This window comes from Bacillus sp. FDAARGOS_235 (assembly GCF_002073415.2).
GTDB classification, from domain to species: Bacteria; Bacillota; Bacilli; order Bacillales; family Bacillaceae_G; genus Bacillus_A; species Bacillus_A toyonensis.
Genome location: NZ_CP020437.2, coordinates 1,020,947 through 1,044,352, shown reverse-complemented (window position 1 = coordinate 1,044,352; position 23,406 = coordinate 1,020,947). Strand labels below are relative to the sequence as shown.

Genomic DNA, 23,406 nt, shown 5'->3' with positions numbered 1-23,406 from the left:
TCCTACTTTAATTCATTATGATAGTGTATATTGTATAGAAGAAATGAAAATTTGTATCCATCCATATGGTTGGGGAGGTCACCAACCAAAAAGAATGTAAGGTGATATGTATGATGGAAAGGTTAGTTTGGAAGCCTGATATGTCTTTAGCGTCTCCTTTGTATAAACAAATAGAAACGTATATAAAAGAAAGAATCGTTAATGGAGAATGGACTGTTGGAACAAAGTTACCTTCACAAAGAGATTTGGCACATACATTTGGTGTGAATCGAAGTACAATTGTAATGGCTTTCGATGAACTAGCAGTAAAAGGGTACATTGAGGGAAATGGCCGAAAGGGAACGATTGTTGTAAATAATAATGAGAACACTTCAACATATGCTCCGCCTCCTAATTGGCAGTCTTATGTAGAAACAGGGCTTCATTATCCGAACCTTCCTGCTATTCAAGATATTAATCAAGCTGAATTTTATCCGCATGTAATTCGTTTAGGAACAGGTGAACTCGCGCCGAGTCTCTTACCTGAAAAAAAGATGAAACTAATAATGAATAAGCTGTTGCAATCAAACGTGCCACTTGGGTATGAAGAGCCGAAAGGAAATCTCTATTTAAGGGAGAAAATTGCGGGCTACTTAAAAGGGCATGGTGTATATGTATCTCCTAATTCTATTTTAATTGTTTCAGGAGCAATTCAAGCGTTGCAACTTATTTCTATGGGGCTTCTTCCGAAAGGGGCATCGATTTTACTAGAAAAACCATCCTATTTATATTCGCTTAATGTTTTTCAATCAGCAGGAATGCGTTTAATTGGAATACCAATGGATAAGAATGGATTAAATGCATCATATATTGCGAAATATAAGAAGCAATTTAACGCATCTATTTTATATACAATTCCGTCTTTTCATAATCCGACGAACTTTAGTATGAATGCAGAGAAGCGGAAAGAAGTAATGGAGATATGTAATGAAATTGGATTGCCTATTATAGAGGACGCAGTGTATCAAGACTTATGGTTTGATGAGCCTGTTTCAAAGCCTTTAAAAGCATATGATAAAAACGGAATTGTACTATATATCGGGAGTATGTCTAAAGTGATTAGTCCAGGTTTAAGAATTGGATGGATAGTTGGACCTGAATCAGTAATTCAAAGGTTGGCAGATATAAAAATGCAAACAGATTATGGTTCGAGTTCTATATCCCAGCAAATTGCAGCAGAATGGTTTACAAATGGATTATATGATGAACATTTACAGTTTGTAAGAAATGAATTGAAGAAACGTAGAGATTTTATGTTACATATGTTAGAGAAATATTGTCGTGAAATAGCAACATGGTATGAACCGACAGGTGGTTTTTATATTTGGTTACATATGAATGTACCCGTTTCGAATCGTAGCTTATTTGACAAAGCTTTACAAGAAAAGATTATATTAAATCCAGGTACTTTGTATGATAGAAGTGCAAACCAATTTTTGCGACTATCGTATTCATATGCAACGTTAGAAGAAATTGAAATAGGTATAAAAAAACTTGCACAACTAATTAAAATGTAAAAGGAGAAAGTAATGAAACAATATGTAATTTGCCAAATTATCGATGGAGATAAATATTTAGCTGCTTATGCAGAGACGAAGCAGGATGCAGTCGAAAAAGCAGAACTGCTAGGATTAAGAACGGGAAATCGTTACATAGTAATTACCGCGGAAGAAGCGAAAGGGTTAACTTATCCGTAAGCAATGTGTGGGGTACGTAGTTGGTAAATAAGCCTAGTAATATATGAAATTACTAGGCTTATTTATTATTAAAGCGTCAAGAAATCTCGTATGAAAATAATAATATTATGAGTCAAGCTGACGGAAAAATCGATTGGTTTTGCGATGTTGATTTCCATTTCTATATTCATCAACATATTGTCTGAAGTTCCAAGATTGTAAAAACTTATTTGCGGAGTTATAACCAGAATTGTAAAGCCATTCTTTTTCCTCTTTCGTTAATTCAAAATTTGTACTTGTAATCGTCCCTGTAGGAATTGTAATTGTTCTTGCTTTTGATTCTTTATCTAAATGCCGTAAATCATGAGCTTGCATCATTGTTTTAAATAGTCCTTTGAACATGGAAATGGGCTCTTTATAATGGGCGGGATCAGCTTGAATTTCATCTTTTACAAAATGAAATCCAAAAGTTGGCCAGCGAGGTGAGGTAGGGGAGTCAAAAATCCAAATGGGATAATTGCTTAAAATCCCACCATCAACCATATAACAAGGTTGTTTCCATTTTGGTGTTCTCCATTTTACTGGTTCAAAGAAGAAAGGAATGGTACTACTCATTCTTACTGCCTTAGCAATCGAGAAGCGATAATTTAAAAATCCGTAGTTTGGCAAGTCATCGGGAAAGACAACCATTTTACCGTTGCTTATATCAGAAGCAATAATTTTAAGTTTGTTTAAATCAGGTAAATCTGTAAATAAGTGAATTCCTTTTTTTCGTAGTAATTCTTCAAGCCATTCTTCTATAAATACATTGGAATAAATACCTAGAGTAGACCATGCACTTATTCCTTTACCGATAAACGGGATTCTATCAAGGAAAGTTTTCTTCATAAATTTGTTATAATCAATATCAGTTATAATTGTTTTTAATTCTGAACAAGAATAGCCAGCAGCTAAAAGAGCTGCAATAATAGCACCAGCCGATGTTCCAGCTACACGCTCCCATTCATACCCTTTTTCAGCTAACGCGCAAATTGCCCCTACATGTGCAATTCCACGCACACCGCCTCCTTCAAAAACACCATCAATTTTCATTGCACATACTTCCTTTCTAAAAATGAAAATGTAAAAAAAGCACGTAATATACGTGCTTTTTTACAATAGTTTTTAAGTTTACTAGCAGCCTACAAAGCCGCCCCAACAGCTAGCTCCGATGATGATTAGAAGGATAAATAAAACGATTAATAAAGCGAAACCTCCATAACCACATCCACCACAACTACCGCCGTAACCGTAACCGCCGCAACTATATCCGTAACCCATGTGGAATTCCTCCTTAAATTAAAAATGAAAATGAACGAAGGGAAAATGTACTGGAAGGAATAAAGAACTATCGTGTTTGTAGGAACAATGTATACTATGCTTTTTTAAACTTGTTCGCGTATGAGGGATAAGCCCGTTTTTTGGAAGGCTTGTTGATTTTGTGATATATGGAGTATAATCTTTGTGCTATGATACAAATAAGTATAGAGATGTAAGGAGAATATATGGATAACAAAATTGAAGTGTTAATTGATAAATATGGACTGACACATTTAAAAGAGGAACTTATTAATACTGTATTTCCTTGTGTAAAAGTTGTGCCTGAGCAGCAAGAAACGGTTGCGATTGGTAGTTCAAAAATGGGGGGAGCTCCTGATTTACCGGATACATTTGAATATCCAATGTATAAAGGAAATCCGTTACATTTTATCGCGCAATTTAATCTAAATGATTTACAAAACGTTCGTATGAATCACAATCTACCTAAGGCAGGAATGTTATATTTCTTTAGCATTGAAAATTACTTTGAAGAAGATGTGAATCCAATGGAAGCTGGGCGCGTACTTTATTATGATGTTCCAGTAGAGCAATTACGAAGAGCGGATGAAACGCAAGCGAAATATAATCAATGCGCAATTACTTTTGAACTGACGTATAAATTACCAGAACTTTTCATTGAAGATGAGGCCGATTCAGATCGTTTCTTGCAATTACTTGAAGAACTAATCCCAGATAACTACGATAACCATCAAATGTTTGGTGAGCCATTCTCTGTACAAGAGGAAGTACTACATGAGACAGGAGAATATATGGGGATAGATCCACAGCAAATGACGCTTTTATTCCAAATCGATTCAGATCATAAAAATTGTAATATGGTTTGGGGAGAGTTAGGAATGCTATATTTCTGTATTGGTAATGAAGATTTGAAAAATCGACGTTTTGAAAATACATGCTGTGTGTTACAAACTTGTTAATAAAAAAGGTTGCTCTTTTTAAAAGAGTAACCTTTTTTATGTGAATTAATTAATATGCATAATCTCATATGACCTATTTTGAAAAGTATTGTATACTCTGAAACTATACGATACTTTTTCGTATAGTTATAGAATATAAGGAGTGACAAGATGGGAAAGACAAGTAAGTATATGACAGCTGCCGCACTTTGTTCAACGATTGTAATGGGAGGCTTACAATCGTCAACTGTATCTTATGCAGCTACGAATCCAACTGTAGTGACGACACAATCAGATGCAAAGTTATTAGATGATTTCAGAAAAGAACTAAAAAAACAGATTGATAATCGTGAAGAAAATATTACAATCACATATAAAACAAAAGATAGAGATGCTAGAAAGATTATGGACCAATTGTACGGCGAGTTTAATAAAATCGTAGATGCTGATGAGTATGTAAAATATAATGTAGCCTCTACTAGATATTCTATTAAAGGGATGCCAGGGAACTATTCGTTTACACTACAAGTGAAATACCGTGAATCAAAAGAGCAAACACAATATGTAAAATCTCAGGCGAAAGCAATTATAAGTTCAATTGTAAAGCCAGGAATGGATGCGCATGAAAAAGTAAAAGCTATTCATGATTATGTTGTGAAACATGTATCATACGACACTTCTTATCAAGCGTATACAGCATATGAAGCGTTAGCGAACCGTTCTGCTGTTTGCCAAGGGTATACATTATTAACATATGAATTACTAAAAGAAGCAGGTATTCAAAATCATATTGTAACTGGTACAGGAAATGGACAAGCTCATGCTTGGAATTTAGTGAACATTGAAAACAAATGGTACCACCTTGATACTACATTCGATGATCCAGTACCAGATAAAGCTGGACGTGTAACATATTCATATTTTAATATGTCTGACGAACAATTAAGTAAAGACCACGACTGGGATCGTAGTAAATATCCAGCGGCAACTACAAGTTACTTTGGTGAGTTAACAAACAAAATAAAAGCTGGTAGTTCAAAAACCGTCGTATATGAGCAAATGTTAAAAGAAACAAATTTACAATACTTATCTGCACAATATGGAGCGGAAAATTATAATGAATTTAAGCAAAAGTTGCAGCAACAATTTGCTAGTAAACCAGAAAAGGTAGAAGTACGATATAAGCAGTCCATGGATGGAACAATGCAAGATATAAAGAAAGTATTAAATGAAATAAATTGGCCAAAAGGTGCAAAGCGTGTATCTTATCAAGTAGCACCATATAGTGCAATGGCAGGTTATTCATTAGCGACAATTACATTTACGTATTAAGTAATGAAGAAGAGCATCTGTAAAAGGTGCTCTTTTTATTATGTATCGTTTTTAAAAACAGAATTGTGTGATAAAATAAAAAGGAAGGATGTGGAATTTAAATGGATTTGTTCGAAAGTAATATTTTTATATTGATATATAATTGTTTAGTAATCGGACTTATCGTTTTGTTTTTCCTATCATTTACTTTGTTTATTAGAAGATTATTGCAAAGTAGCGCTGCAAAAAAACAACATGTTATCAATATGAATCAGAAGCTAGATCGAATTATTGAATTGCTAGAAATAAATAAGAAGTAAAGTGAAGGCTTTTACGAGCAGTTGATCTCCCACCTAATTACTTTGCTTCCGCTACATTTTGAGGTGGGGATCTTACTGCCTGGCAAATAGCGAGATAACGATGGAAGACGTATGAAAAGGGGAAAGGAAATGGCCGATTATATAAAAGAATTACGTGAAAAAGTAGGACATGATTATGTTTTCTTAAACTTTGCGGGTGGTTTTGTGTTTAATAAAGAGGGAGAAGTATTACTGCAAAAAAGAGGAGACTTTAATGCTTGGGGCTTTCCAGGTGGCGCAATGGAGATAGGAGAGTCGGCTGCGGAAACTGCGATTCGAGAAATAAAAGAAGAAACTGGGTATGATGTAGAAATACATGAGCTTATTGGAGTGTATACAAAATATTTTCAAACATATCCAAATGGAGATAAAGCACAGACAATTGTGATGTGCTTTTCATGCTCAATAGTTGGAGGGAATAAAAAAATAGACGGTGATGAAACGTTAGATTTAAAATTTTTCCCATTAGACAAAATGCCTCCGTTATTTTGTAAACAACATGAAGATTGCTTGCAAGATTTATTGGAGAAAAGAGTAGGGGTATATCGCTAACATATAAAAAAGAAGCTAAAAGATTAGCTTCTTTTTTATGTTCTATTTCCACCAATCATCAAACATTGACGCTGGTACTTGTCTTTTATGTTCACTCACTGTGTAACGCTTTTCGATTTTTTCTGCAACGTCAGCTGGAACTGATTTACCTTCTAAATAATCATCTAATTGATCGTAAGTAATGCCTAATTCTGTTTCATCAGCTTGACCTGGCTTTTCATCTAATAAATCAGCTGTTGGCATTTTTAAGTAAAGTCGCTCATCTGCACCTAACTCTTGTAATAAAGCACGTCCTTGGCGCTTCGTTAACCCCGTTAATGGTAATAAATCTGCACCACCATCTCCGAATTTTGTAAAGAATCCTGTTACAGCTTCTGCAGCATGATCTGTTCCGATAACAAGTAGACCTTTTTGTCCACCAATTGCATATTGTGTAACCATACGGATACGAGCTTTCACGTTACCTTTATTGAAATCAGTTAATGATTCACCTAATAAGTTCTCGTATTGATTTGAAAAAGCATCAACGGTTGAAGCGATATCAAATGCAGTTGATTGATCAGCTTGAATAAATTGTAATGCTAATTGTGCGTCATCTTCATCCTTTTGCACTTTGTAAGGAAGACGTACAGCGATAAACGTTACGTTACCACCTTCGTTACGAATTTCTTCAACTGCAAGCTGTGCTAAACGTCCTGCTAATGTAGAGTCTTGGCCGCCGCTAATTCCAAGTACAAATCCTTTCGCACCTGTTTTTTTTACATAATCTTTTAAGAAATCAACTCGTTTACGAATTTCTACTTTCGGATCAATTACAGGCTGAACATGTAATGCTTTCATAATCTGTTCTTGTAATGTCATTATGTTTTCCTCCTATTCATATTAAAGCGGTAAATAAAAAATTTTTATGTATATATTGGTACATACTTCTATCCTTTATTATTTCGCAAAACTAACGAATATACAATAGGATGTGTGTATGAATATGAATGTAGTCATTATAATGAAACTGTTTCGTTTAAGCAATTTTTTTACCTTTCAAAAATGTAAGGTTTTTGTCATTTGAATCGATGGAAGGTATCTCCCTACTTTACTACTATAAAAGCATAGTTAGTAGAAGGGCGGAGAAGTAATATGAACATTAGAGAACTCGCATATCGGAATGTAACGCGAAATAGACGGACATATTCAGCATATTTTTTGAGTAGTGCATTTGCAATTATGGCCTTTTTTGTATATTCGTTTTTTGCGTTTCATCCGGCATTAAGTGCAGGAGAATTAGGACAGTATGTATTTGTAAGTATGTCGTTTGCACAGTCTATTATTTACGTATTTACATTCTTCTTTATTTTATATTCAATGGGAATGTTTTTAAAAACGAGAAAGCGTGAACTAGGAATTTTAATGATGCTTGGTATGACGAAATATCAATTAAAGCGTCTTATCTTCTTTGAAAATATTATGATTGGAATAGGGGCAATTATTTTCGGGATTCTTTCAGGTATGTTGTTTTCAGGAGTATTAATTTTTGTAGCCCCAATGATATTAAAACTAGATATTTCCTTATCCTATTACATTCCAATGAAAGCAGCTGTTGTAACGAGTATTATGTTTTTCATATTATTTATGATTATTTCATTATTTAGTGCCGGAATGGTTCGTAAAAATAATATTATGAAATTGTTTAGAGGATCAGCAGAGGCGAAGCCAGAACCGAAAGCATCGAGTATTTCTTCTATATTAGCAGTAGTATTGCTTAGTGCTGGTTATACAGGCGCTCTTATGTCACATGGTGCTATGGTATTTGTGATGATGATTCCGGTTACAACGGTAGTCATTATTGGTACGTATTTGCTGTACAAGCAGTTGAGTGTCTTTATTATTCGGCTATGTAAAAAAAGTAAACGTTTCTATTGGACACAGACAAATATTATTACGTTGTCAGATTTAGCGTACCGTATGAGAGATAACGCAAGAATGTTCTTTATTGTAACGATAATTTCAACTGTAGCATTTTCGGCAATAGGTACATTAGTTGGCTTTGCATCAATGACGAAAGGGATTATGGAGAGACCAATTGCGTTTCATTACCACTCTAAGCAAGGGAATAGTAATGAATCACAGCATCTGAAGATCATCGATGAGGGACTAAAAAAACATAATATAGCAGCTTCAAAAACTAATATCTCATCGAAGAAAACGGAGGAGCAGTCATTAAGAAGCGCCATTTTTATAAAAGAATCAGAGTATAAGGAATATGCAAAGTTAACAGGAGAACCATTTAATACTGTAGCAAATAAAGAGGTTTTATTTTTGTCGGCCGAAATACCAGGACCACCGATGAAAGAAAGAAAAGAAATTACTTTACCTAATATGAATGAACATTTAAAAGTGAAAAAAGTTACTTCGTCTTCATTGGGGAAAATATTAAGAGGAAATGTTTATGTAATCCCTAATAATCAATATGATTCATTACAAGGTGGATTTATAGAAACAAAAGATTATATGTATAAAACTGAAGGAATGAAAGATGAAATTGAGGTTGGTAAAGAACTTACGAGTCAGATGAAGCCTTATGAAGAACATGCAACGTTTAGTGCAGAAGAGTACGAACAAAACCAAAGTTTACAAATCGCAGGACCAATTTTATTTGTAGGTTTCTTTATTGGTATTGTATTTTTCGTATGTGCAGGAAGCTTCCTTTACTTCCGTTTATTTTCTGATTTGGAGGATGATACTCGGTTATTTGAAATGATTCGAAAAGTTGGCTTAACGAGTGGGGAATTATCGAAAGTAGTTACAATTCGATTGGCACTTTTATTCTTCGTTCCGATAGGTGTTGCAACATTACATGGGGCAGTAGCGTTAACTGCGTTAGGACAGATGTTTGAGTACTCACTGTTTAAAGAAAATACAATTGTATTAAGTATTTTCGTAGGAATTCAAGTTGTATACTTCTTAATAATACGATCTCGTTATTTAAAACAATTGAAAGAGAGATTACGTATTCGTTAACTGTGTTTTTTTAACTTGAGTACAAAATTTTCTAAAAAGATACAAGTATTGCCAAAAAGTGATAAAATGGAAAAAGCGAGGTGGAAAATTAATAGAGAGTAAGGGGGGAGTAATATGAAAGCAACAGGAGTTATTCGAAAAGTAGACGAATTAGGACGAATTGTTATTCCTAAAGAATTAAGAGATGTATTAGGTATACAAATTAAATCACCACTTGAAATTTTCGTAGATGAAGATAAAGTCATTTTACAAAAATATGAACCTTACAATGCTTGTCAAATAACAGGTGATGTTTCAGATCAGAACATATCATTAGCAAATGGAAACATTACTGTTAGTATAGATGGAGCGAAACATTTAATAAAAGAAATAGAGAAGTTTTTAAAAAAAAGTGAGATTTAGTTTTCATTTATAATATTTTAAAGATTATATATCATTCTTTAAAAAAACTATAAAAGGGCCATTTAATGGTCCTTTTATTTTTATACATTCGTTGAATGATTTGAACTGTTATTGCCTGCAAAGCACGGGATAAATGTTAGTAAGTTATATTGAGAAACATTTAAAATGAAGGAAAATAGAACAGTTAAAACGAATGTTAAATGTAAACCTATTCAATAGTGGTCTGAAATGAAAATAATATATTTTCAGGAGGGATTACGATGAACAGTAGTACAGCGAATAAACAAAAAGGTATACAATTGATTCCATTTACTGTAAATAAGGTGGTTGAACAAGTAAATGAAATTCCACCAGGTGTACAACTGATTAACGCTCCACAAGTATGGGAGAAGAGTGCGAAAGGAAAAGATGTTGTCGTTGCCGTATTAGATACAGGTTGTGATATTAATCATATAGATTTAAAAGATCGTATTATTGGTGGGAGAAATTTCACGAAAGATTATGAAGGAGATCCGAACATTTACCTTGATAATAACGGCCATGGGACTCATGTAGCGGGGACGATTGCAGCGACTGAAAATGATGTCGGTGTTTTAGGAGTCGCACCTCTTGCTAAAATGCTGGTGTTAAAGGTTTTAGCGGGAGATGGTTCTGGTAGCTATGAGCAAATTATTGAGGCGATTCATTACGCTGTAAATTGGAGAGGACCTAATAAAGAAGAAGTCAGAGTTATTTCAATGTCACTTGGTGGTCCGCAAGACGTTCCGGAATTACATGAAGCTATTCAAAATGCAGTAAATCAAGATGTTCTCGTTGTATGTGCTGCAGGAAATGATGGAGATTGTGATGATAATACGGAGGAACTAGATTTCCCAGGTGCTTATGCTGAAGTAATTGAAGTTGGTGCTGTCAATTTAGAGCGGAAAATCGCATGTTTTAGTAATTCAAATCAAGAAATTGATTTAGTAGCGCCAGGTGATGAAATATTATCTACGTATCCAGAGGGGAAATATGCTGTATTAAGTGGAACTTCAATGGCGACGCCGCATGTCGCTGGTGCATTAGCACTTCTCATTAAGCAGTGCGAAAGAGAATATGGCAGAAAGTTATCAGAGCCAGAAATTTACGCGCAACTTATTAAAAGAACTGTACCTTTAGGATATGAGCGTACAACTGAAGGGAATGGATTAATAGATCTATTAAAAGAATAACAAATACTAAAAAACATCTCATTTGTAAGTGAGATGTTTTTTAGTATGGCTCTGTCGCATGTAATACAACGTTTAATAAACCCGGGAATCTAGCATTTAAGTCATCTTCACGAATTGAAATGAAACGTTGTGTTCCTTCAAGACGTGTATACATGACACCTGATTCACGTAAAACTTTGAAATGGTGAGATAAAGTTGATTTTGCGATTGGAATGTTTAACGCACCACAAGATTGCTCGTTTTTCTCTAGTAACATATTTACAATTTGTAAACGAATTTGGTCGCTAAGTGCATATAGGACAGAAGAAAATTGAATTTCTTCTCGATTTGGATGATAGAGTGTACGCATTTTTTCACCTACTTGTATAAGTTAACATATTTGCACTATAGCATATAAAGTGATATATTTCTATTGTTCAATTATATTCGAACAATAGAAATATAAGGGGGAGAAAAAATGAAGTATATAAAATTGCAAAAGGCAGGACTAAATATTTCAAAGTTGGGTTTAGGTACAAATGCAGTAGGGGGACATAATTTATATGCTGATGTGAATGAAGAAGAAGGGAAGCGATTAGTAGAAGAAGCTATTCAGCAAGGGATTACATTTTTTGATACAGCAGATTCATATGGTTTCGGTAGATCAGAGGAATTAGTAGGAGAGGTATTAAAGGGAAAACGTCATGAGCTTATACTTGCTACAAAAGGTGGAATTCAGCCGTTATTAAATGGAGAAACGTATATTAACAATGAACCAAGCTATTTAAGAAATGCTGTGGAAAATAGTTTAAGAAGGTTACAGACAGATTATATTGATTTATATTATTTACACTTTATAAATCCTGAAACAAGTTACATAGATTCAATCGGAGAGCTTATTCGTCTAAAAGAAGAAGGGAAAATCCGTTCAATTGGGATATCTAACGTAAACATAGAACAATTAAAAGAAGCGAATCAACATGGTCATATTGATGTTGTACAATCGCCTTACAATATGTTAAATCGTACTGCCGAGGAAGAACTATTGCCGTATTGTATAAAAGAAGGTATTTCATTTATACCGTATGGGCCTCTAGCCTTTGGGATATTAGGTGGTAAATATACAGAAGATTTCGACTTGTATAAAGGGGATTGGCGTCAAAGTGTAAATCTATTTGAAGAAAATATATATAAAGGTAACTTTAAAAAAGTTGAAAAGTTAAAAGACGTAGCTAAAGAAAATAATATTGAATTGCCTCATTTAGCGTTAGCATGGTTATTAAATAAAGAAGGAATTGATACTGTTATACCTGGTGGAAAGCGGGCTGAGCAAATAAGAGAAAGTGTGAAAGCGGTGGATGTATCATTGAATGAAGGGGCAATGAAAGAAATCGAGTTAATATTAGAAGAGTAGTGAGGAAGGGGAAGATCGCATGCTAAGCTCCTTTTCTTTTATACTATATAAACAGCATATAGTATAAAAATAAAAAATCCCTATAAAGATAGGGATTTATATATCGGCATATAGTTCCTTGGAAAAGGATATACTTAGTTTAACATATAGGATTACTTATATTTGTGAAATAGATGTGAAAGTAATGTGAAAAATGCTTATGGTGAAAATCTTTGTAAATAAAAAGCACTGTTTTAGCTAATATAACTAAAACAGTGCTTTTCTCTTTGATTGAACAGTTGCTGCATTTTCATCATGTATGCCTGCATCTTTAATAATTCGCTGTTTTGCTTTATTTAGTAGATGGTTTACTTCTTCACCAAAATAGTTAGCTTCGCTTTTTGTGCGGGCTTCTCGTAAACATTTATAGTTTTCTAGCAGTTCCTCTTTTTCGGTGTTTGTTAAGAAATCTTCTATTTTCTTTTTTGTCATACGAAACACCCTTTCTTCTGACAAACGACGCAATAGAAAATATATATTTTTCATTATAACAATAATTTTTAAAGAAAGTATAGACTAACGTCGTAATAATTTGTCAATTTCTTGAATCTTCTCATCAGCTTTTCCAATTTGCGTATTTTTAGCCTGCTCACCACCTAGAGCTTGGTGAAGTAAAAAAGTTTGACCGGAAATAGCAGTCACAATGGAGACTTTTATAATTTCCTTTATTGCGGTGACATCGAATAAAACGAGTCCAAGAAGTGCGGCTAGGCTACCAGTGAAAATATCAGTTAAAAATCCAAAATGAAAAAAAGTTTTCAAACGGCGTGGAAGCAATAACTTACCTTGGTTATTGATTAGATGGGAAACGAAGCCAGTAATGCCACCAACGAGAACTGCGGTTAGCCATTGATACATTTCCATCGAATCCACTCCTTTTAGTGAATAAGATTCGATTTTTTCATATTGATTCCTTTTCATATTTCATATAAGCATATTGAGAAAGTTTGTTTGGGTAAATCTTATTCAATTTAATTATAACAGAAAATTCTGATATATTTCAGTCTATTATATGAATCATATTTACAATAATATGAATACAGAAAGAGGTGTGTGATATGAATATAGAGTATCGAATAAGAAGTGTGGATGGTTATACGAAAAATATAGGGGAATTAGTGAGTATGCTGGAGCATACGAGGGCGGTAACATTACAGGAAATAGAAAATCTATCAGTTGAGCAATTAGATTTAATTATGCCGAGTGGTGGGAATTCAATTGGCGCCTTATTAAAACATATGGCATCTATAGAAAAAGCCCATCAGCTTATTTCATTTCAAAATCGTGACTTTACAAAAGAAGAATTAGAAATATGGGAAGATGCACTGTATTTAGGGGAAGTTGGGAGAACGATTCATGGTCATGAAATACAGTATTATGTACAACTTTTGCAAAGTGTTCGAGAAGAGTCGCTAAAGTATTTGAGTAAAGTAGATGATACATGGCTAATGTCAGAAAGAAAGTGGCCTAACGATGTAGCGTATAACCAGCACTATCTTTGGTTTCATGTGATAGAAGATGAAATTAATCACCGTGGACAAATTAGAATGTTAAAGAGGGATTTATTTGAAAATTACGTCAAATAAAGTAGCTTTTTAAATTAATATTCCATATAATGAGAGTAATTAAAATAAGATCGGAGTGATGTATTATGGCGAATATGACTGTAATGAATAATAAATTAAATACAAACGTGGATGGAAAGGGCGATATTATATAAGATAGTTCGCAATCCTTCCACTTAGTACAAACTAGGGAGGATATTGATTTGAATCAAAATATTTTAGAGTCGTTCGGCTGGGATTCATTTTTTGAAGAGCAAGCTGTAGAGCAGAATTATGAAGTAGGGCGTATTTTACTTGAGCATAAGCATATATATCGCATTATTTGTAATGACGGTGAATATATGGCAGAACTGTCTGGGAAGTTTCGACATGAAGCGGTAACGAAAGGAGATTACCCAGCAGTTGGTGATTGGGTGTATATAAAGAAAATAGAAAATGAGAAAAAGGCAATCATTCATCGTATTTTTTCGAGAAGAAGTTCTTTTTCAAGACAAGAAGCTGGTAATAGAACTGAAGAACAAATTATTGCAGCAAATGTTGATTATTTATTTTTAGTGAATGCACTTAACCATGATTTTAACGTAAGAAGGTTGGAGCGTTATTTACTATTAGCGTATGAAAGTGGTGCAATGCCTGTTATTGTTTTAACAAAAAGTAGTTTATGTGAAGATGTGGAACAAAAAATTGTAGAAACGGAAGCTGTTGCAATTGGTGTTCCGATCTTCGTCGTCGATAGTTTAGAGCATAGAGGTATTGACTCGTTACAACAATTTGTTGCTTCAGGAAAAACAATTGCTTTAGTCGGCTCATCAGGGGTTGGAAAATCTACTTTGTTAAATGCACTCGTAGGAATTGAGATAGCGAAAACGGGAGATATACGTGAGGAAGATAGTAAAGGGCGACATACGACAACTCATCGTGAGCTGTTCCAACTACCGAGTGGGGGCTTAGTCATTGATACTCCTGGCATGAGAGAGTTACAGCTTTGGGAAGGAAGCGATGCAATCCAGACAACATTTTCTGATATTGAAGAATTTGCAAAAACATGCCGCTTCCGAGATTGTAAACATGAAAATGAACCAGGATGCGCAGTGCATAAAGCAATTGATAACGGGCTAATGAAGATAAATCGTTTGCAAAGCTATAAAAAGTTGCAAAGAGAATTGGCGTATTTTATGAGAAAACAAGATGCTATTCTCGCAAGAGCTGAGCGTGATAAGTGGAAGAAGATTTCTAAACAACATAAAAAAATGTAAAAAACCAAAGGACTATTCCTTTGGTTTTTTGTATTTGTAAATTTAATAATAATATTATTCATATATATAGACAAAGGGGAAATATTTGTTTAAACTTTACAAGGTGTTTATGAAAAACGAATTGTAAAAATAGAGGATAGGGAATGGGATATATTCATAATTAGTTATTCATCCTTAAAACTTAATATTTAAATGTAGGAGGTTTATAATGAGTAAACTGTTAAGGTGGTTTCGAGATATAAAAGTAGCAAAAAAGCTATTAATTTCATTTTTGGTAATTTTAATTGCAGCTGTCTCTATTATTGGAGGAATGTCTTATCAAACGGCTAAAAAGAATTTTGAATCACAAATTACGAGTAGTGCTCACGATAATATAAAAATATTAGATAATTTAATCAATCAAATGATTGAGGCGAAATTTAACGAAATAAATAACTTTGCACGAGTGGTTCATAGTGATATGTATCAAGGAGATAATCAAGATGAATTAAGAAAGGTGTTATCTCAGTATATTAATTTAAATAAAGATATTGAACAAGTATATGTTGCCGGCAATGATAAGAAATTTGTGCAAGAACCCAATATACAAATGGCAGCAGATTATGATCCAACAACTCGTTCTTGGTATAAAGATGCAGTGAGTAAACAAGGTGGAATCGTGGTCACTGAACCGTATAAGGCAAAAGGAAATGGACATATTGTCGTAACGATTGCGAAACAAACAGAAGATAAAAATGGTGTTGTTGCGGTAGATTTAAGTTTAGAGAGTTTATTGAAAACAACAAAGTTAATCAATATTGGTAAAAAAGGATATACTTTCATTTTAGATGGAAAACAAAAAATAATTGCTCACCCGCAAGAAAAATCAGGTGATAAAGCAGCTGATTCTTGGGCAAAGAGAATTTACGAAGATAATCAGGGCGCTTTTTCATACACGTATGACGGTAGTGAAAAGAAAATGGTATTTGCTACAAATTTAAAAACAGGTTGGAAAATCGGTGGAACGATGTACTCAAATGAAATAATCGAAGCTGCTCAGCCTGTATTTTATAATATGTTAATTGTTATGATTATTTCACTAGTTGTAGGAGGGGCACTTATTTATTTCGTAACGCTTTCTATTACAAAACCTTTAAAGAGATTAGTTGCCACTTCTAAAGAAATAAGTGAAGGAGATTTAACGCAAACAATTGAAATTCATTCAAACGATGAAATTGGTCAACTTGCAAAAGGATTTAATGAGATGACAGATTCACTACGAACGTTAATTGGAAGAATTAATGATTCGGCCGGGCATGTTGCAGCGGCATCAGAAGAGCTAACTGCTAGTGTAAGACAAGCGAGTGAAGCAACGGAACAAATTACAATGGCAATGGATGAAATATCAAGTGGGGCAACGACGCAAACAACAAGTGTAGAAAATGGTGCAATGTTACTGTTTGATGTAACAGAAGGAATTCAGCATGTAGCAAATAGTTCATCATCTATTAATACGGCTTCTACTCATACTCGTGAAAAAGCAGAAGATGGTGGAAAGTTAGTAGGGAAAACAGTTAATCAAATGCAGTCTATTGCAGAATCTGTTTCACAATCCGATGCAGTTATACAGTTATTAAATAATAAATCAAAGCAAATTGGTGAAATATTAGAAGTAATCCAAAATATTGCAGATCAAACAAATCTTCTTGCTTTAAATGCTGCAATTGAAGCTGCAAGAGCTGGTGAGCACGGAAGAGGATTTGCGATCGTTGCAGATGAAGTACGTAAATTGGCAGAGCAATCTAGCGTATCTTCCAGTGAAATTAGTAAATTAATATGTGAAATACAAGATGATATGAGTAAGACAGTAAAATCTATGGGTCATGTAAATAAAGAAGTTCAATCTGGACTAGTTATTGCAAATGAAACGAAGCAAAATTTTGCTGAGATTTTACAATCTACAAATGAAATTGCTAATCAAATTAAAACGATGGTTGAAACGGCTAATGGGATGTCAAAAGGTGCCAATGAAGTATCTATTTCAGTCGGGCAAATTGCAATGACAGCACAGAATAATGCGACGAGTACACAAAGTGTCGCAGCGTCTGCTGAAGAACAATTAGCTTCGATGGAGGAAATTGGTTCCGCAGCTGGTACATTATCTCAAATGGCTGAAGAGTTGCAAGGATTAATTGAAAGATTTAAAGTTTAAAAGAGAAAGACTGCCCCAATAGCAGAATGCTATTGGGGCAGTCTTTTTTTTACGCAATAACTGCGATGAATTTATGCTTATAATGAATGAGGATGGAGAATAGCTTAATGATGTTTAAAACTGAATTTCTCATATTATTTGTCGAAAAATAGAGGTATTTGTTAACTTTGTGTATAATTACAATCATATAGAATACAAATAAAGGAGATTATTATGGGAGTGTATTGGGGTACAAAAAGACATTCTTGGCTTAGTTATGTCTCATTTTGGCTAAGTATTTCATTTTTTGTGGTGTTTCTAATTGAAGTGTTTATTTTAAAAACACTTTCGGATAGCTCGGTGCAAATTGTTAAATATTTCTATTTCATACTCGTACCAGTAAACATCCTTCTTAGTTTAAAGTTACTTTTTAAGAAGAATGAAAAGAAAGCATTACCCATTTTTAGTTTAATTGTCTCATTATTATTTACAATTTTAATTATAGTATTAGCAATAGCAGCTACAGGGAAATTTATTTAGGGAGAGTGATATATATCACTCTTCTTTTTTGTTATGAGCAAATAAAAAATAGGTGTTGAATAAAACTTACAGTAGAATAGTAAGTAACGGACTAAGATACATAATAATGAAGATAGAATAAAGTGTTTTGTAAGTATTAATGAAGCAAATGAATACGGTAAGAACGGTGATATATGGTACAATGACTATGGATAGTGATAGAGATAAAGGGTATATAAAATACTCATCGTTTTTTAGTAAGAGAGGGGTTATCTTATGCTATACGAGGATTTGATGACATTATTTCAAGCAGCTCCAAAAAAAGATAGAGGTGACTGGAAATATATAATCCAAGAACAAAATGATAAATATGAAATTGTTGATGAAATGTTGAAAAATCAAATGAGTATTGAATTGTATTTTAATGAATATGATGAGGTGAAAATCACTTTATATAAAGATGGAATTCCTATTTCTACTATGCAAAGAATTGCTATTTCAAAAGTTGAATTAGACGAGGATGAAGAAGGGATTCAATTCGTTTTAGAGCGCATGCCTATTCGAATGATTCGATTGCAATTAAAGCCATATTTGGCATTGGAAATGGGACCGTACTGGGAAATATGTGATGATTGTGAATGAACATAAAGAAAGCATCCAATAAAATGGATGCTTTCTTTATGTTTTTTGAAGTTGTTTAAAAGCAATGATTGGAAGTAGAACGATACTTACCCATCCGATGATTGGATATAGAATGTGGAGTAGTTCACTGTAACCGATGTAACTAAAGCAATAACTAATTAGTAAAATGAAGAAAATAATATTGTTACTTTTCCACCCAGTGATAGATTGCATTTGTTTTGTCATCCCGAACACATTACCAACTAAAGTTGTAAACACTTCACCGAAAATAATAAGAACAAAGAAAAAGTGAAAAGTTGCATTAAATCTTCTTATGACTTCAGCCATTGGGATATTGTATTGATAAAATTGGTCGACTGATAAGATAGCTAAATGGCTGCATAATAAAATTAAAGAAAGTCCTGCACCACCTAAAATTCCACCCCACAAAATGGCTTTTCGATCCTTTACTTCACCGGCTAACGGGACGAGAACGCTTTGGGCGAGAGAAAGATTTAAAGCGACATATGTAATAGGGCTAGTAATCCACTTCATATTCCAGCTCTCTGCAGGAATAGTATTACTAATAGGTGTTGTACTGTGGAAAAAGGTTGTAATAGCAAGTCCTATAATAAATATCATCATAATAGGTACGACAAGTGTATTTACTTCAAAAACACCTTGTAATCCGCGGCTACCTATAATGAGACAGGCGATAACTGTAATGAGAATACCGAGTTGTCTTGGTAAACGAAGTTGCTCTTCAAATACCGCCCCAGCCCCTGATAGCATAACGCTCGTTACACCAAATAATACGAGTAGTAATAATGTATTTACAACATTTCCGAATACATCTCCAAATAAATATTTGTTAAAATCTTGCGCTGAAAATGCCCCGATTTGTGATGAAAGTAACATCATCTTTGTGCCGAGCCAAATAAAAAAAAATCCACTTACACATATACCAATTGTTCCGTATAATCCGTTCACTGTAAAGAATTCAACAATTTCTCGTCCAGTAGCAAATCCAGCTCCAACGACAGTTCCGATATAAGTAGCAGCAACTTTCTTTGCTACTTGCCATTGTTGATTGTCCATGTTATCCCTCTTTCTTCTATGATGAGCTTGACTTACTATAATGCATATGTAGCAGCTTGGACGATTAGACATATGAAGTAGTTGAAAAAATACATGAATTGTATGATATTAGGGAAATATTAAAGGTGTTAAAACTTTGTTACATATGAGCCAATCATTCGAAAGGGTAGGAAATGTATGGTAAAATGTAATTAGGTTATTAAAAGATAAGCATTACAAAACGATAAGAGGAGTGGATTGTATGAGTACGAATATAAATGTTGTTGAAGTATTAAACAAGCAGGTAGCAAACTGGAATGTGTTATATGTGAAACTACATAATTATCACTGGTATGTGACAGGACCACACTTCTTTACATTACATGAGAAATTTGAAGAGTTTTATAATGAAGCAGGGACGTATATTGATGAGTTAGCAGAACGTATTTTGGCGTTAGAAGGTAAACCGTTAGCGACAATGAAAGAATATCTTGCAACATCTAGTGTCAGTGAGGGGACAAGCAAGGAATCAGCTGAGGAAATGGTGCAAACTTTAGTGAATGATTACTCTGCACTTATTCAAGAATTAAAAGAAGGTATGGAAGTTGCTGGTGAAGCTGGCGATGAAACATCAGCTGATATGTTACTAGCGATTCACACGACATTAGAACAGCATGTATGGATGCTAAGTGCATTCTTAAAATAAAAATAAATATATTTTGAAAAATTCATTGAAAAATTTTTTCAATGGATTTTTTGTGATTTTTCAGTTTTCTTTTATGCTATAATATAGTAAAAGGGAGGCGATGCAATGTTTCGCTTTTTCAGAACTGGAAAAGAAGAACGGGAAATTACGAAAGATGAATTAGAACAAGCGATGGCTAAGTTTCTAGAAACAAATGCTAATATCGTATATACAGTATTAGTAAATGATGATTATACAGTAAATTATGATTTGTTAAAGCCGTATTTGCCTGTATTTCCGACAAATGTTTTTCTTATTACGAAGGAAACGCTTGAGGTATTTGAACATACAGAAGAAAATTTAAACCTAGTTAAAGAAATTGATATCGTACAAAAGGCAGTAGATCAATATGTAACAGAAAAAGAAATGTTTCCAATTGTTGAGGGTAGTGAAGATCGCCTTATATGTGGAATGAAGCTAGGGCCGTACTTAAATCGTCTATTAAAAAGAGACTTATATATTTCAGAAAAACATTATTTAGTTTCAAGTAAACCGGATAGAAAAAAACAAAAGAGCGGGTAGATGTAAAAAACAACAATAATATATTGTTGTCTTTTTTTGGTTAAAAATATATTGACTATTCTGTCTATTTAGTTTTATACTACACGTATTGGATAGGAAGAGGTGATGTAATATGCGTATACATACGGTAATTATTAAATATCATTCTGAGGATCAAGTATGGTTAGGTTGAGTTATTGAATATAACAATGTACATACCATGATCAAAGGATGATATACAAGTTCGAGAAATAAATATTATAAACGGTTTCGGGGGATTGGTATATGAAAAATAGTATGACTTACATCCAGTTATTAAATGAAACGTTACGTTGTTATGCAAATAAAGGAAGTTTTGAAGCGTATACGTATATAATGGAACATGCTAAAGGTGTAATAGGTAATGAGGCACAAATATATAATTTTAAATATGCACTAGCAAGTGCAGCAGGACTTGAAGAAGAAGCTTTGCATGTAATGAAGGAAGCTATTATAGAGAATGGATTTTGGTATGGAAATGAATATTTAATTTCCGACGACGATTTAAAACCACTACATAAGTTTGAAGAGTTTCATAAAATGGTTCAATTATGTAAAGAAAGAGAAGAAGTAGCAAAGAAAACAGAACGAGCAGATGTGAAATATATTTACAGCGAGGAAAAGGGAAATCTACTAGTTACAATGCATGGTGATCAAGAAAATATAGGAATAATAGAACCATATTGGAAATCAGTTATTACACAAGATTATACGTTAGCGTTACCACAGTCTTCGCAAATTCAATTTTCAGATGGGTTTGTTTGGGATGATATACATAGAGGGAAAGAAGAATTAAAAGAGCATTACGATAAATTTATAGAGAATCATACAGTAGAAAATGTAATAATAGGTGGTTTTTCTGCTGGAGCAAGAGTAGCTTTACTTACGATTTTACAAAAAGATATAGATGTAGATGGTTTTATTTTTATGGCACCGTGGCTTCCAGAGATTGAAGAATGGAATGAGTTGCTGGAAGTACTACAGGATAAACATATAAAGGGATATATAGTATGCGGGGATCAAGATGAAGATTGTTTCGAATGCACGCAGCAATTTGTACGATTATTAAGAGATAAGAATATAGAACATAAGTATAAAATTGTGCCTAACTTAAATCATGATTATCCTAATCATTTTGATGAGTTATTAAAAGAAGCTATTGAATATATAGGAAGTAAAAACAATAAGTAGTAAGAAAGGGAGATGCATCGTCGTTGATGTATCTCCCTTTTACAATTATAAATTAAAAGCATTTGCTAGTAAGCGATAAGAATTTAATTTATGTTCAAATTGATGAGTAATCGTGATAACCATAAATTCGTCAGTATTGTACGCTTTACTTAAATTTACTATTTTTTCTTTCACAGAAGTCGGATCACCTACGATCATACGTTGACGATTTTCTTTTATACGGAATAAATCATACGCACTGTATGAATAATTTTGAGCAGTTTCGATAGAAGGTGTACCAGTTGTTCGTTTTCCTTGCTCTAGTAATAAGATTGATAAATCTAAACTAGAAGCAATTTTTTCTGCCTCTTCATTTGTTTCTCCGCAAATAACAAAAATCGCGACAATTGATTTTGGTTTATCTCCTAAATAGGAAGGTTGAAATTGTTCCTGGTAAGCCCTCATAACTTCTGGGCCTCCGAAGCCATTAATAAATTGTGCAAATGCAAAAGAAGCTCCGTTGTGCGCCGCAATTTTAGCGCTCTCTCCGCTAGAACCGAGCATCCACATTTCAGGTGATGTTGGAATAACTGGAGTAGCCTTTAAATTTGCATAATGATGATTTTCTGGTACTTGATCATGTAAATACATTGCAACATCTGCAACTTGTTCTGGGTATTGATCAAGTGAGACCATTTTTCCTTCTTGTAGTGCACGAGTTGCTATTGGCATACCACCAGGTGCTCTACCAACACCAAGGTCGATGCGGTTTGGATAAAGTGCTTCTAAAACGCGGAAATTCTCGGCAACTTTATATGGGCTATAATGCGGTAACATAACACCACCCGAACCAACTCTAATATGTCCCGTTTTCGCTGCAATATGAGAAATAAGTATTTCTGGACTTGAACCAGCTAAGCTTACGGAATTATGATGCTCGGATACCCAAAAACGTGTGAATCCGAGTTTTTCTACTTCTTGTGCAAGCGTAACTGTATGTGAAATAGCTTGGGTTGCTGTGCTACCATCTGAAATAGGTGATTGGTCTAATACACTTAATTTGATCATAGAATATACCTCTCAATCTTAATGTACATCCTATTATATATTTACTTACGAAAAATGCGTAATGAAATGCTCAAAATGAAAAGCGGATAATATTATATCCGCTTTCAACGAGAAAATCCCCGTTCATAATGATTCATTTCGACTAAGTTTAAAATATATTCATAGTTGTCAATTTCATGTTTTAGCTGTTCACGTTCTTTTTCAGATAGTCTCTTATTGCTAAGTTTTTTACATAAGTTTTGTTTCTTTAATTCTAGATGTTTTTTTGTAGCGTCGTAATCATAAATCTGTTTCATTTTCAACCACTCCTTCGTTGAGTTGCTATATTATACGAAGCATAAAGAAATGTGAGATCTGTCTCTTATGTACTTTTAGTGAATATTCAAATTGCAATGGTGTTAT

At 33.7% G+C, this 23,406-nt stretch carries 27 protein-coding genes; 18 read left to right on the top strand and 9 right to left on the bottom strand.

Translation table 11 applies throughout. The features are described from left to right. Positions 1 to 110: 110 nt before the first annotated feature. Together A6J74_RS07010 and A6J74_RS07005 are read left to right on the top strand one after the other, a co-directional pair. Complete coding sequence (locus A6J74_RS07010) at positions 111 to 1,556, top strand: aminotransferase-like domain-containing protein (protein WP_002047855.1); 1,446 nt, start codon at positions 111 to 113, stop codon at positions 1,554 to 1,556. A gap of 12 nt (positions 1,557 to 1,568) precedes the next feature. Next, positions 1,569 to 1,736, top strand: coding sequence for a DUF3933 family protein (locus A6J74_RS07005; protein ID WP_000816372.1), 168 nt, complete (start codon positions 1,569 to 1,571; stop codon positions 1,734 to 1,736). Between the two features lie 105 nt (positions 1,737 to 1,841). Here A6J74_RS07005 and A6J74_RS07000 read toward each other — a convergent pair whose 3' ends face one another. Both A6J74_RS07000 and A6J74_RS06995 read right to left on the bottom strand, forming a co-directional pair. Next, positions 1,842 to 2,807, bottom strand: a complete 966-nt coding sequence (locus A6J74_RS07000) for a patatin-like phospholipase family protein (protein WP_000686786.1) — start codon at positions 2,805 to 2,807, stop codon at positions 1,842 to 1,844. An 81-nt stretch (positions 2,808 to 2,888) separates the two neighbouring features. After that, positions 2,889 to 3,035: a YjcZ family sporulation protein gene (locus tag A6J74_RS06995; protein WP_000540425.1), complete on the bottom strand. Its 147-nt coding sequence runs from the start codon at positions 3,033 to 3,035 to the stop codon at positions 2,889 to 2,891. Between the two features lie 224 nt (positions 3,036 to 3,259). On the opposite strand from A6J74_RS06995, the gene A6J74_RS06990 reads away from it, so the two are divergent. The 4 genes from A6J74_RS06990 to A6J74_RS06975 all read left to right on the top strand — a co-directional run bounded on the left by A6J74_RS06990 (position 3,260) and on the right by A6J74_RS06975 (position 6,213). Then, entirely contained in the window at positions 3,260 to 4,012 is a 753-nt protein-coding gene (locus tag A6J74_RS06990) for a YwqG family protein (protein WP_000368922.1), read from the top strand. 150 nt (positions 4,013 to 4,162) lie between these two features. Next, the gene (locus tag A6J74_RS06985; protein WP_000520819.1) at positions 4,163 to 5,323 is read left to right on the top strand and encodes a transglutaminase domain-containing protein; all 1,161 of its coding nucleotides are present in this window, start codon (positions 4,163 to 4,165) and stop codon (positions 5,321 to 5,323) included. A gap of 101 nt (positions 5,324 to 5,424) precedes the next feature. Then, complete coding sequence (locus A6J74_RS06980) at positions 5,425 to 5,622, top strand: DUF4083 domain-containing protein (protein WP_000362874.1); 198 nt, start codon at positions 5,425 to 5,427, stop codon at positions 5,620 to 5,622. 129 nt (positions 5,623 to 5,751) lie between these two features. After that, positions 5,752 to 6,213 carry an NUDIX hydrolase gene (locus A6J74_RS06975; RefSeq protein ID WP_000796418.1) on the top strand — a complete coding sequence of 154 codons (462 nt, stop codon included), beginning with the start codon at positions 5,752 to 5,754 and terminating at the stop codon, positions 6,211 to 6,213. 42 nt (positions 6,214 to 6,255) lie between these two features. Here A6J74_RS06975 and nadE read toward each other — a convergent pair whose 3' ends face one another. After that, positions 6,256 to 7,074: an ammonia-dependent NAD(+) synthetase gene (gene nadE / locus A6J74_RS06970; protein WP_000174902.1), complete on the bottom strand. Its 819-nt coding sequence runs from the start codon at positions 7,072 to 7,074 to the stop codon at positions 6,256 to 6,258. Between the two features lie 273 nt (positions 7,075 to 7,347). On the opposite strand from nadE, the gene A6J74_RS06965 reads away from it, so the two are divergent. From A6J74_RS06965 to A6J74_RS06955, 3 genes are all read left to right on the top strand, one after another. Then, the gene (locus tag A6J74_RS06965) at positions 7,348 to 9,228 is read left to right on the top strand and encodes an FtsX-like permease family protein (protein WP_001026007.1); all 1,881 of its coding nucleotides are present in this window, start codon (positions 7,348 to 7,350) and stop codon (positions 9,226 to 9,228) included. 114 nt (positions 9,229 to 9,342) lie between these two features. Beyond that, complete coding sequence (locus tag A6J74_RS06960; RefSeq protein WP_000648323.1) at positions 9,343 to 9,630, top strand: AbrB/MazE/SpoVT family DNA-binding domain-containing protein; 288 nt, start codon at positions 9,343 to 9,345, stop codon at positions 9,628 to 9,630. Positions 9,631 to 9,890: 260 nt separating this feature from the next. Next, positions 9,891 to 10,841 (top strand): serine protease, encoded by a 951-nt coding sequence (locus tag A6J74_RS06955; RefSeq protein ID WP_001089054.1) that lies wholly within the window; start codon positions 9,891 to 9,893, stop codon positions 10,839 to 10,841. Positions 10,842 to 10,881: 40 nt separating this feature from the next. Here A6J74_RS06955 and A6J74_RS06950 read toward each other — a convergent pair whose 3' ends face one another. Beyond that, complete coding sequence (locus A6J74_RS06950) at positions 10,882 to 11,190, bottom strand: ArsR/SmtB family transcription factor (protein WP_001259900.1); 309 nt, start codon at positions 11,188 to 11,190, stop codon at positions 10,882 to 10,884. A gap of 108 nt (positions 11,191 to 11,298) precedes the next feature. Between A6J74_RS06950 and A6J74_RS06945 the strand changes: the two genes are divergently transcribed. Beyond that, on the top strand, positions 11,299 to 12,234 hold the full coding sequence (locus A6J74_RS06945; RefSeq protein WP_000874084.1) for an aldo/keto reductase: 936 nt from the start codon (positions 11,299 to 11,301) through the stop codon (positions 12,232 to 12,234). A 246-nt stretch (positions 12,235 to 12,480) separates the two neighbouring features. On the opposite strand, the gene A6J74_RS06940 is transcribed toward A6J74_RS06945, so the two are convergent. Together A6J74_RS06940 and A6J74_RS06935 are read right to left on the bottom strand one after the other, a co-directional pair. Beyond that, on the bottom strand, positions 12,481 to 12,705 hold the full coding sequence (locus A6J74_RS06940) for a hypothetical protein (protein ID WP_000162608.1): 225 nt from the start codon (positions 12,703 to 12,705) through the stop codon (positions 12,481 to 12,483). Positions 12,706 to 12,789: 84 nt separating this feature from the next. After that, on the bottom strand, positions 12,790 to 13,137 hold the full coding sequence (locus A6J74_RS06935) for a DUF4257 domain-containing protein (RefSeq protein ID WP_000426317.1): 348 nt from the start codon (positions 13,135 to 13,137) through the stop codon (positions 12,790 to 12,792). A 194-nt stretch (positions 13,138 to 13,331) separates the two neighbouring features. On the opposite strand from A6J74_RS06935, the gene A6J74_RS06930 reads away from it, so the two are divergent. The 5 genes from A6J74_RS06930 to A6J74_RS06905 all read left to right on the top strand — a co-directional run bounded on the left by A6J74_RS06930 (position 13,332) and on the right by A6J74_RS06905 (position 18,425). Then, complete coding sequence (locus A6J74_RS06930; RefSeq protein WP_001019819.1) at positions 13,332 to 13,859, top strand: DinB family protein; 528 nt, start codon at positions 13,332 to 13,334, stop codon at positions 13,857 to 13,859. Positions 13,860 to 14,041: 182 nt separating this feature from the next. Continuing rightward, positions 14,042 to 15,094 carry a ribosome small subunit-dependent GTPase A gene (rsgA, locus tag A6J74_RS06925; RefSeq protein WP_001073071.1) on the top strand — a complete coding sequence of 351 codons (1,053 nt, stop codon included), beginning with the start codon at positions 14,042 to 14,044 and terminating at the stop codon, positions 15,092 to 15,094. Positions 15,095 to 15,302: 208 nt separating this feature from the next. Continuing rightward, positions 15,303 to 17,285, top strand: a complete 1,983-nt coding sequence (locus tag A6J74_RS06920) for a methyl-accepting chemotaxis protein (protein ID WP_000040625.1) — start codon at positions 15,303 to 15,305, stop codon at positions 17,283 to 17,285. Between the two features lie 213 nt (positions 17,286 to 17,498). Next, entirely contained in the window at positions 17,499 to 17,804 is a 306-nt protein-coding gene (locus A6J74_RS06910; protein WP_000539579.1) for a hypothetical protein, read from the top strand. A 255-nt stretch (positions 17,805 to 18,059) separates the two neighbouring features. Then, a complete protein-coding gene (locus tag A6J74_RS06905) occupies positions 18,060 to 18,425 on the top strand; it encodes a DUF3979 family protein (RefSeq protein WP_080609451.1) in 366 nt (121 codons plus the stop codon). 36 nt (positions 18,426 to 18,461) lie between these two features. On the opposite strand, the gene A6J74_RS06900 is transcribed toward A6J74_RS06905, so the two are convergent. Then, positions 18,462 to 19,502 carry a YkvI family membrane protein gene (locus A6J74_RS06900; RefSeq protein ID WP_000370197.1) on the bottom strand — a complete coding sequence of 347 codons (1,041 nt, stop codon included), beginning with the start codon at positions 19,500 to 19,502 and terminating at the stop codon, positions 18,462 to 18,464. Positions 19,503 to 19,743: 241 nt separating this feature from the next. Between A6J74_RS06900 and A6J74_RS06895 the strand changes: the two genes are divergently transcribed. The 3 genes from A6J74_RS06895 to A6J74_RS06885 all read left to right on the top strand — a co-directional run bounded on the left by A6J74_RS06895 (position 19,744) and on the right by A6J74_RS06885 (position 21,957). Further along, positions 19,744 to 20,187, top strand: coding sequence for a Dps family protein (locus A6J74_RS06895; protein ID WP_000106157.1), 444 nt, complete (start codon positions 19,744 to 19,746; stop codon positions 20,185 to 20,187). A gap of 105 nt (positions 20,188 to 20,292) precedes the next feature. Further along, positions 20,293 to 20,748, top strand: coding sequence for a DUF3939 domain-containing protein (locus A6J74_RS06890; protein ID WP_000488204.1), 456 nt, complete (start codon positions 20,293 to 20,295; stop codon positions 20,746 to 20,748). Positions 20,749 to 21,012: 264 nt separating this feature from the next. Next, positions 21,013 to 21,957 carry an alpha/beta hydrolase gene (locus A6J74_RS06885; RefSeq protein ID WP_000798330.1) on the top strand — a complete coding sequence of 315 codons (945 nt, stop codon included), beginning with the start codon at positions 21,013 to 21,015 and terminating at the stop codon, positions 21,955 to 21,957. Between the two features lie 45 nt (positions 21,958 to 22,002). Here A6J74_RS06885 and A6J74_RS06880 read toward each other — a convergent pair whose 3' ends face one another. Together A6J74_RS06880 and A6J74_RS06875 are read right to left on the bottom strand one after the other, a co-directional pair. Then, on the bottom strand, positions 22,003 to 23,004 hold the full coding sequence (locus A6J74_RS06880; RefSeq protein WP_000594073.1) for an LLM class flavin-dependent oxidoreductase: 1,002 nt from the start codon (positions 23,002 to 23,004) through the stop codon (positions 22,003 to 22,005). Between the two features lie 104 nt (positions 23,005 to 23,108). Continuing rightward, a complete protein-coding gene (locus tag A6J74_RS06875; RefSeq protein ID WP_000810136.1) occupies positions 23,109 to 23,300 on the bottom strand; it encodes a DUF3896 family protein in 192 nt (63 codons plus the stop codon). Between the last annotated feature and the right edge of the window lie 106 nt (positions 23,301 to 23,406).

Excerpts from the sequence above, each read along its gene's own strand:
- A6J74_RS06940 (WP_000162608.1), bottom strand. The coding sequence starts at position 12,705 with ATGACAAAAAAGAAAATAGAAGATTTCTTAACAAACACCGAAAAAGAG.
- A6J74_RS06885 (WP_000798330.1), top strand. The coding sequence starts at position 21,013 with ATGAAAAATAGTATGACTTACATCCAGTTATTAAATGAAACGTTACGT.
- A6J74_RS06990 (WP_000368922.1), top strand. The coding sequence starts at position 3,260 with ATGGATAACAAAATTGAAGTGTTAATTGATAAATATGGACTGACACAT.
- A6J74_RS06910 (WP_000539579.1), top strand. The coding sequence starts at position 17,499 with ATGGGAGTGTATTGGGGTACAAAAAGACATTCTTGGCTTAGTTATGTC.
- nadE (WP_000174902.1), bottom strand. The coding sequence starts at position 7,074 with ATGACATTACAAGAACAGATTATGAAAGCATTACATGTTCAGCCTGTA.
- A6J74_RS06960 (WP_000648323.1), top strand. The coding sequence starts at position 9,343 with ATGAAAGCAACAGGAGTTATTCGAAAAGTAGACGAATTAGGACGAATT.
- A6J74_RS07000 (WP_000686786.1), bottom strand. The coding sequence starts at position 2,807 with ATGAAAATTGATGGTGTTTTTGAAGGAGGCGGTGTGCGTGGAATTGCA.
- A6J74_RS06980 (WP_000362874.1), top strand. The coding sequence starts at position 5,425 with ATGGATTTGTTCGAAAGTAATATTTTTATATTGATATATAATTGTTTA.
- A6J74_RS07010 (WP_002047855.1), top strand. The coding sequence starts at position 111 with ATGATGGAAAGGTTAGTTTGGAAGCCTGATATGTCTTTAGCGTCTCCT.
- A6J74_RS06935 (WP_000426317.1), bottom strand. The coding sequence starts at position 13,137 with ATGGAAATGTATCAATGGCTAACCGCAGTTCTCGTTGGTGGCATTACT.
- A6J74_RS06920 (WP_000040625.1), top strand. The coding sequence starts at position 15,303 with ATGAGTAAACTGTTAAGGTGGTTTCGAGATATAAAAGTAGCAAAAAAG.
- A6J74_RS06950 (WP_001259900.1), bottom strand. The coding sequence starts at position 11,190 with ATGCGTACACTCTATCATCCAAATCGAGAAGAAATTCAATTTTCTTCT.
- A6J74_RS06900 (WP_000370197.1), bottom strand. The coding sequence starts at position 19,502 with ATGGACAATCAACAATGGCAAGTAGCAAAGAAAGTTGCTGCTACTTAT.
- A6J74_RS06975 (WP_000796418.1), top strand. The coding sequence starts at position 5,752 with ATGGCCGATTATATAAAAGAATTACGTGAAAAAGTAGGACATGATTAT.
- A6J74_RS06985 (WP_000520819.1), top strand. The coding sequence starts at position 4,163 with ATGGGAAAGACAAGTAAGTATATGACAGCTGCCGCACTTTGTTCAACG.
- A6J74_RS06955 (WP_001089054.1), top strand. The coding sequence starts at position 9,891 with ATGAACAGTAGTACAGCGAATAAACAAAAAGGTATACAATTGATTCCA.
- A6J74_RS06895 (WP_000106157.1), top strand. The coding sequence starts at position 19,744 with ATGAGTACGAATATAAATGTTGTTGAAGTATTAAACAAGCAGGTAGCA.
- A6J74_RS06965 (WP_001026007.1), top strand. The coding sequence starts at position 7,348 with ATGAACATTAGAGAACTCGCATATCGGAATGTAACGCGAAATAGACGG.
- A6J74_RS06890 (WP_000488204.1), top strand. The coding sequence starts at position 20,293 with ATGTTTCGCTTTTTCAGAACTGGAAAAGAAGAACGGGAAATTACGAAA.
- A6J74_RS06905 (WP_080609451.1), top strand. The coding sequence starts at position 18,060 with ATGCTATACGAGGATTTGATGACATTATTTCAAGCAGCTCCAAAAAAA.
- A6J74_RS06945 (WP_000874084.1), top strand. The coding sequence starts at position 11,299 with ATGAAGTATATAAAATTGCAAAAGGCAGGACTAAATATTTCAAAGTTG.
- A6J74_RS06875 (WP_000810136.1), bottom strand. The coding sequence starts at position 23,300 with ATGAAACAGATTTATGATTACGACGCTACAAAAAAACATCTAGAATTA.
- A6J74_RS07005 (WP_000816372.1), top strand. The coding sequence starts at position 1,569 with ATGAAACAATATGTAATTTGCCAAATTATCGATGGAGATAAATATTTA.
- A6J74_RS06930 (WP_001019819.1), top strand. The coding sequence starts at position 13,332 with ATGAATATAGAGTATCGAATAAGAAGTGTGGATGGTTATACGAAAAAT.
- A6J74_RS06880 (WP_000594073.1), bottom strand. The coding sequence starts at position 23,004 with ATGATCAAATTAAGTGTATTAGACCAATCACCTATTTCAGATGGTAGC.
- A6J74_RS06995 (WP_000540425.1), bottom strand. The coding sequence starts at position 3,035 with ATGGGTTACGGATATAGTTGCGGCGGTTACGGTTACGGCGGTAGTTGT.